This is a genomic window from Methylobacterium trifolii (assembly GCF_022179685.1).
Taxonomy (GTDB): domain Bacteria; phylum Pseudomonadota; class Alphaproteobacteria; order Rhizobiales; family Beijerinckiaceae; genus Methylobacterium; species Methylobacterium trifolii.
In genome coordinates this window covers 1-7635 of sequence record NZ_BPRB01000166.1, presented here as the reverse complement: position 1 = coordinate 7635, position 7635 = coordinate 1, and the positions used below count along the sequence as shown (strand labels likewise).

At 69.6% G+C, this 7635-nt stretch carries 5 protein-coding genes and 1 pseudogene; 3 read left to right on the top strand and 3 right to left on the bottom strand.

Annotated features, from left to right (window positions below; genetic code table 11):
• A pseudogene (locus tag COGEMETH_RS15050) lies at nt 1-486 on the bottom strand (PAS domain-containing sensor histidine kinase); the annotation flags it as partial.
• A 177-nt stretch (nt 487-663) separates the two neighbouring features.
• Nucleotides 664-3273: an aminopeptidase N gene (gene pepN / locus COGEMETH_RS15045; RefSeq protein WP_238183418.1), complete on the bottom strand. Its 2610-nt coding sequence runs from the start codon at nt 3271-3273 to the stop codon at nt 664-666.
• 149 nt (nt 3274-3422) lie between these two features.
• Between pepN and COGEMETH_RS15040 the strand changes: the two genes are divergently transcribed.
• From COGEMETH_RS15040 to gluQRS, 3 genes are all read left to right on the top strand, one after another.
• The gene (locus COGEMETH_RS15040; protein WP_238183417.1) at nt 3423-3863 is read left to right on the top strand and encodes a VOC family protein; all 441 of its coding nucleotides are present in this window, start codon (nt 3423-3425) and stop codon (nt 3861-3863) included.
• A gap of 86 nt (nt 3864-3949) precedes the next feature.
• Nucleotides 3950-4231 carry a hypothetical protein gene (locus COGEMETH_RS15035; RefSeq protein WP_238183416.1) on the top strand — a complete coding sequence of 94 codons (282 nt, stop codon included), beginning with the start codon at nt 3950-3952 and terminating at the stop codon, nt 4229-4231.
• Nucleotides 4228-5100 (top strand): tRNA glutamyl-Q(34) synthetase GluQRS, encoded by an 873-nt coding sequence (gene gluQRS, locus COGEMETH_RS15030; protein ID WP_238183415.1) that lies wholly within the window; start codon nt 4228-4230, stop codon nt 5098-5100. The genes COGEMETH_RS15035 and gluQRS overlap by 4 nt, the downstream gene beginning before the upstream one ends.
• A gap of 11 nt (nt 5101-5111) precedes the next feature.
• On the opposite strand, the gene COGEMETH_RS15025 is transcribed toward gluQRS, so the two are convergent.
• Nucleotides 5112-7163 (bottom strand): M23 family metallopeptidase, encoded by a 2052-nt coding sequence (locus COGEMETH_RS15025; RefSeq protein WP_238183414.1) that lies wholly within the window; start codon nt 7161-7163, stop codon nt 5112-5114.
• Between the last annotated feature and the right edge of the window lie 472 nt (nt 7164-7635).

The following is a 7635-nucleotide window of genomic DNA, read 5'->3' as shown; positions in this document are numbered from 1 at the left end:
CAGCGTCAGGGTCATCGCGCCGGCTTGCTCGCCCAGGGTCGAGAGGGCCTCCGATTCACCCAGGACCTGCGCCAGCGTCTCGATGCTGGAGGGGAGAGGTGGATGGGCCGCCAGGATCTGCTCGCTGCGCGAAACCAGCAGGATACGCCGCCCGGCCTGGGCGGCGGTATCCGAGAGGAGGGTGTGGAGGCCCTGAGGCGCCGCGCCTTCGGTCTGGGCGATCCCCGGCAGGGCAGCCGCGGCGAGGCGGGTGAAGCTTTCCAGTTCAGCGACGGCGCCCCGGAGGATTTCGTCGCGCTGGTTCTGGAGATGCAATCCGGCGACGCCCACGAAGCAGGCCAGGAACACCGCAAGCAGGGCGGGGACGGCGTAGCGCAGACCCGCCTCGATCCGGCCGAGACGGGCATGCCTGCCCGGAGCCGGCCAGGAGATGCCCAGAATCGTATCCGCACGCGCGGAGAGGGAAGCGGAATCCGCCTCCGGCATGGCCGTACCCCGTGATGATGCTGAGCGCTCGAGGTGGCGGCGAGGCCGTCCCCGAATCTGCATTCACTTGACCATTTTTTAAGGTGATTTGTCCACGGGTTTTTCCGCCATCGACTTGACTCTCCGTCGCCGTCGAGTCCGGCGCTCGAATCGAAAAATCCTTTGCCGGAGAATCGTTTAGCGGCGATCGGCGACGCGCGCTGCGATGTCGGCGACGTCCCTGGACAGGCCAGGGATCGCTTTGATCCGGTTGAGTATTTCGGCGGCCGCGGCGGCGCGGTTCGTTTCCCATTTTTTCCAAGGTCCGAAGGCGGTCAGCAGCTTGGCCGCGAGCTGCGGGTTGGTGCGGTCGAGGGCCTCGACGGTCTCCCCGACCAGCGCGAAGCCGGCACCGTCCGCCCGTGCGAACTGAGTGGGGTTGCCGAAGGCGAGGCTGCCGATGAGCGCGCGGACGCGATTCGGATTGGTCATCGCGAAGGCGGGGTGGCGGCGCAGCGCCTCGATCCGCGCCAAGGTGCCGTCTTCGGGGATCGTGGCCTGGATGGCGAACCACTTGTCGAGGACGAGCGGTTCCTCCGCGAAGCGCCTGCCGAAGGCGTCGAAGCCAGCCTCGCGGTCCGCGCCGGGAAGCTGTGCCAGGACCGACAGCGCCGCGAGGCGGTCCGTCATGTTGGTCGCCGTATCGAGACGCTCGCCCGCTCGTATGGCGCCCCGTGCCGGGTCGGCCGTTGCCATCAGATCCAGGGCGGCGTTGCGCAAGGCACGGCGTCCCGCGGAGGCCGCGTCGGGGCTATAGGCCGCCAAGTCGGCACCCAGCGCCGCGTCCAAGGTTTCGAGGCGGCCGCGTAGGGTCCGGCCGAGGCTGCGCCGCAGGTCGGTGCGCGCCCGGTGGATCGCGTCGGGATCGACCCCGCCGGCCATCTCGTTGGCGACCTCGCTCTCGCTCGGCAGGCCGAGGACGAGGGCAGCGAAGGCCGGGTCGGCCAGTCCCTCGGCGTCGAGGAAGGCGCCGAGCGCCACTCCGAACGCGGTCGCGGCCTCGCTGCTGCCGGCACCGTCGAGCAGCAGCCGCATCGCAATGCCTTGAGCCGCCTGCCAGCGGTTGAACGGATCGGTATCATGCCGCAGCAGGATCAGACGGTCGGCGTCGCCAAGCGAAATGTCCAGGCGGACAGGGGCGGAGAAGCCACGCAGGAGCGAGGGCACGGGTTGCTCCGCCACGCCGTCGAACCGGAGCGTCGCGGACTCACCGTCGAGCACGAAGACGTCGTCCTCCACCTGCGGACAGGTCGCGTCCAAGGGGCCGGAGGCGCCGACGAGGCCGAGCGCCACCGGGATCACGAGCGGGGGCCCATCCCCGTCGAGGCTCTGGCGGAGGGTGAGCGTGCAGCTTTGCGCGCCCACATCGTAGACGGTCTCGACGGACAACCGCGGCGTCCCCGGCCGCTCGTACCAGCGGGCGAAGGCGGTGAGGTCGCGCCCGCTCTCAGTGGCGAAGGCAGCCAGAAAATCCTCGACGGTGGCGGCCCGGCCGTCATTGTCGGCGAAATAGCGGTTCATGCCCGCCCGGAAGACGGCGGGGCCGAGCAGGGTCCGCAGCATCCGCACGATCTCGGCGCCCTTCTCGTAGACGGTCGCCGTGTAGAAGTTGTTGATCTCGGCATAGGCCGCTGGCCGCACCGGGTGGCGCAGGGGGCCTTCGTCCTCCGGGAACTGGCGCGCCCGCAGCGCCCGCACCTCCGCGATGCGGTGGACCGGCCGCGAGCGCATGTCCGAGGAGAATTCCTGGTCCCGGAAGACGGTCAGCCCCTCCTTGAGGCAGAGCTGGAACCAGTCCCGGCAGGTGACGCGGTTGCCCGACCAGTTGTGAAAATACTCGTGCGCGATGATCGCTTCGATGGCCGCGTAATCGGCATCGGTCGCGGTCTCGGGGGAGGCGAGCACGTACTTGTCGTTGAAGATGTTGAGGCCCTTGTTCTCCATGGCCCCCATGTTGAAGTCGGAGACGGCCACGACGTTGAACACGTCGAGGTCGTAGGCCCGCCCGAAGGCCGTCTCGTCCCAGCGCATGGCGCGCTCCACCGCATCCAGCGCATAGGCCGCGCGCGCCTCCTTGCCGGGCTCGACGTAGACGGCGAGGGTAACGGCACGGCCCTCCATCGTGGTGAAGGGCTTGGCGACGTGCCCGAGGCGGCCGGCGACCAGGGCGAACAGGTAGGCGGGCTTGGGGTGCGGATCGTGCCAGACGGCATAGTGCCGGCCGGCACCGAGGGCGCCGGCCTCGACCGGGTTGCCGTTGCCGAGCAGCACCGGCGCCTCGTCGCGATCCGCCTCGATCCGCGTGGTGTAGACGGAGAGCACGTCCGGCCGGTCGAGGAAGTAGGTGATCCGGCGGAAGCCGTCCGCCTCGCATTGGGTGCAGTAGACAGCGCTGGAGCGATAGAGGCCCATCAGCTTGGTGTTGGCGCTCGGGTCCACCTCCGTCTCGATCCGCAGCACGAAAGGCCGCCTGGGCGGTCGCATGAGGGTGAGGCCGGCAGGCGTGGCGGCGTAGGCCTCGGGGGCCAGCGGTTCCCCGTCGAGGTCGAGCGCCACGAGGGTCAGCTCGTCGCCGTCGAGGTGGAGCGACGCCGCGGTGTCTCCGGCAGGGTTGGGCCGCATCGCAAGAATTGCGATGATCCGGGTGGCGGTCGGGTGGAGCCGCACGTGGAGATCGACCCGGTCGATCAGGAAGTCGCTCGGGCGGTAGTCTTCCAGGCGGATCAGAGGAGGCGTCTCGGTGCGCATCGGGTCTTCCGGGGATCGCTGCGGCGTGTCCCGGCCGTTCTGGTCCCCCGCGCGGGCGGGCGCAATGCGCGTGCCGGCCGCAGCGAGTCGGTTGACCGGGCCGGACGCGCTCCCAGATAGCCCGGTGTCAGCGGAGTCGAATGGGACACATGGAATACCTGCACACGATGGTCCGGGTGGCCGACCTCGACCGGTCGCTCGCCTTCTACGTCGACACCTTCGGCCTCAAGGAGGTGCGGCGGGTGGAGAACGAGAAGGGCCGCTTCACCCTGGTCTTCCTCGCCGCCCCCGGCGATGTCGGGCGGGCCGAGGCGGAGAAGTCGCCGCTGGTGGAGCTGACCTACAACTGGGACCCGGAGACCTACTCGGGCGGCCGCAACTTCGGGCACCTCGCCTATCAGGTCGACGACATCTACGCCTTCTGCGCCAGGCTGAAGGACGCAGGCGTGACCATCAACCGGCCGCCCCGCGACGGCTACATGGCCTTCGTGAAGTCGCCGGACGGCATCTCCATCGAGATCCTCCAGAAGGGCGGCGCCAAGCCGCCGCAGGAGCCGTGGGCCTCGATGGAGAACACCGGAAGCTGGTAGCGCCCGGCAGGGGAGGGGGCTCGCGCCGCTCCGCACTGCGCCCCACGCGTTGACAGCATGCCGCCCCGCACGCGAACACAGGCCCCATGGTTTCCTCCCCCGAACCGGCCTCGACCGACACGAGCGGGCGCAACGCAGGCCTAGGCATCGTCGCCCTCGTCGGCTTCACCGTGCTGCTCGGCGCCCTGCTGCCGGGCCGGCCGACGCACGAGCCGGCGGCTCTCTCGCCCGCAAGCGATGCGGCCTGCCTCGAATGGAGCGACGGCTGTCACGTCTGCCGGCGCCTCCCGGAAGGACCAGCCTGCTCGCTGCCCGGCATCGCCTGCACGCCGGCCGCCCCGACGTGTCTGCGCCGCGTCGAGGGGTGAGCGGTCCCGCGACGCCGGTCTTCCGCTTCGCACCGAGCCCGAACGGGCGGCTCCATCTCGGCCACGCCTACTCGGCGCTCCTCAACGCCGACCTCGCCGTGCGGACCATTGGCCGCCTGCTCCTGCGGATCGAGGACATCGACCCGGTCCGCTCCCGACCCGAACTGATCGAGGCGATCCTGTCGGATCTCGCCTGGCTCGGCCTGCGCTTCGCAGCGCCCGTGCGCCGCCAATCCCGGCACATGGAGACTTATCGCGCAAAGCTCGGAGCGCTGGCCGCGCGAGGCCTCGCCTATCCCTGCTTCTGTTCGCGCAGCGCCATCCGCGCCCGGACCGCGACGACGAGCGGGTCGGCCGCGGTCGATCCGGACGGGACACCCCTCTATCCCGGCACCTGCCGGCAGATGCCTGAGGCCGAGCGGGCGACGCGGCTGGCAGGCGGCAAGCCCCATGGCTGGCGCCTCGACATGGCCCGTGCGGTGAGCGCCGCACCGGGCGCCTACGCCTACCGCGCCTTCGACCCCGATTTCGAGGAGCGCAGCGTCTCCGCCGACCCGGTCCGTTGGGGCGACGCGATGATCGGCCGCCGCGACGGTGCCACCAGCTACCACCTGGCCGTGGTCCTCGACGATGCGGAGCAGGGCGTCACCCACGTGGTGCGCGGGCTCGACCTGGAAGCGGCCACCGACCTGCACGTCCTGCTGCAACGGCTTTTCGGGTTACCGAGCCCGCGCTACCACCATCACGGGCTGATCCGCGACGCGAACGGCGAGAAGCTCGCCAAATCCAGGGGCTCGATCGCGTTGGCCGACCTCCGGGCGCAAGGCACGAGTCCGGCCGAAATCCGGGCGAGGCTGGGGTTCTCCTGATCCTCGGACGATCAGCGGATCGCGGCGTCGCGTTGGGCCATCGCGGTGGCGCTCTTCGATTTCTGCATCACGGCATCGATCTGCTCCCGCTGGCGCTTGAACTCGGCCAGCAGCCGGCCGTCGAGCTCGCGCCCGCGCGGCACGCGGATCTTCATCGGGTCGACGAAGTGCCCGTTGATGATGACCTCGTAATGGAGGTGCGCCCCGGTCGAGAGGCCGGTCGAGCCGACATAGCCGATCACCTGTCCCTGCCGCACCCGCGTGCCCGCGGAGATGCCCCGGCCGAACCGAGACATGTGGTTGTAGGTGGTGACGTAGCCGTTGATGTGCTGGATCTCGACGCGGCGGCCGTAGCCGGAATCCCACTCGGCCTTGATGACCGTACCGTTGCCCGCAGCCACGATCGGCGTGCCGATGGGGTTGGCCCAGTCGACACCGGTGTGGAGCTTGGCGTAGCCGAGCACCGGGTGGCGCCGGTAGCCGAAGCCGGAGCGCATGATGCCGTCCGCGATCGGCTTGCGGATCAGGAACTTCTTGAGGGAACGCCCCTGGTCGTCGAGGTAGTCGATCGAGCCGTCGTCGGGGGATTGGAAGCGGTAGACCTTGCGGCTCTCGCCCCCGAGGTTGAGCGAAGCGTAGAGCAGGTCCGGGCGGTCGGAGGCACCGGCGCCAGCGTCCTCGTCGAAGGTGTAGAACACGTCGAGGCCATCGCCGCTGGAGATCCGGCGCTGGAAGTCGAGGTCGTAGCTGAAGACCCGTACGATGTCCTCGACGGTGGCGCGCGGCAGGTCGTGCCGGGCGGCCGTCTCGTAGAGGCTCTGGTAGAGCCGGGGCCCCGAGCCGCCATCCTCCTCGTCGTCCTCGCCGTTCTCCGCCGCGGCCTGGGGCTTGCGCGAGGGCGCGTCCTCGGGCGGGGGCGCCACCGAGACGAAGGCGCCCCGGTCGTTGATCGCGGCGATCCCGGCGATGCCGGCCTCGCCGTAGAGCACGACGCGGGAGACCTGGCGCGGATCGCCGGGCTTAGCGCCGGGGGCGATCTGCACCCGAAGCTGCTGGCCTTCGGTGAGGGCGGCCGTGCGCGCCTTTCCACCGAGCGCCGTGACGACGCCGCGGACCTGCTCGTCGTTGGAAAAGCCCGTGGCCTTGAGCACGCCCTCCAGGCTGTCGCCGCGCTTGAGCGCCAGGTCCCGTTCTTCGATCAGCGGCGTTTCGTTGGCCCGAAGCTCGACCTTGGCGAGCCGGGTGACGTTCTCGGGGACGACGAGCACCTCGATCGACTTGAACGGATTACCGTCCTTCGGGAGAGTGGCAGGGTCCGCAGTGCCCGGTCCCTGCTGGAGGGTACGCGACAGCATGATCTGCGGCGCGATCGGGATGGCGGTGCGCCGGCCAGCTTCGGCCGCGATGCGCCGCTCCTCCTCCACCTGCGCCGTCACGGCGTCGTCGCCGAGGGCAGGGGCGTTCGATTCGATGACGGCCTCACTGAGGTCGCGCTTGACGACGCTGACCTCGGCGCCCGGCGCGTCGGCGGTGCCGGGGTCGGGTGCGCGCTCGGCCGGCTCGTCGGACACGAACTTCATGGGATCAAATTTTGGGATGTCTCCGGCAAAGACGCCGGTCGACATCGAGAGCGCGGTCGTGATCCGCACGAAGGGCTTGGCCTTGATGATCTCCCGGTCGCCGAGCCGGACCGTCACGGGTGCGCGAAAACTCTGCTTGGCCGAGGCGATCATCAGGTTGCGCACTAGCCGGTCGCCCTTGCGCGCGAGGTTGGCGCCATTCTCGCTCGGCTGCGGCCGGGCCGCCACCGTCACCTTCTCGGGGATGGCAGCGTAGGACGCCTCGCCTTGGAGGGAGACATGGAGGGCTGCTCCGATCAGGGCTGCGCCCGTGACCCCCGTCAACGCGCTGGCGCAGAGCCAGCGCAGGTTCACCGCACGACGGTCGATGCGCGCGGCGTCCGAACCGAGAAGGTCGAGGGCCGGCTGCACGCCGTGCGCCTGGAGCCGGGGCGCCCGCGTCGTCGTGTCGGTCTCACCGATCTTGAGGCGGTCGCGCTTCACGAAGGTTCCTTGGCGGAAGGCGGCCTGGGCATGCGGTGGGCCCGTACGCGCGCCTCGTGCGAGGGCATCGCGGGCACCACAACGCGCTTCAAGCCATACCAAGACCATGTCGAAGGGCAGCATGTCGAGATTGAGGCGCGAGCTTCGTGTTTCGAGGGAACCACCTGGCCGGGGGCAGGCATCGGTCGGAGGCCTCGCGGGCAGGGCGGTTGTCATCGGGGTGTCGCGGAAATTTCGTGGGGTCGTCACTTTCGGTGTTGACGGCCCGGATGGCCGTCCGTATACCCCGGCTCATCGGCACCGGCCGCGGAAGTGGCCCGGTCGCTTCCCTGTCTCTTGAATGCCAAAGCATTCTGCGACGGGGACCTTCTCGACAGGATGAGCGGTTTAGCTCGGCGATTGCCGGGGTATGGTGCTTCGACTCTTGAAGGTTGAGAACCGTCACAAGCGGTTGCGTTCTTTGACAAGTGAA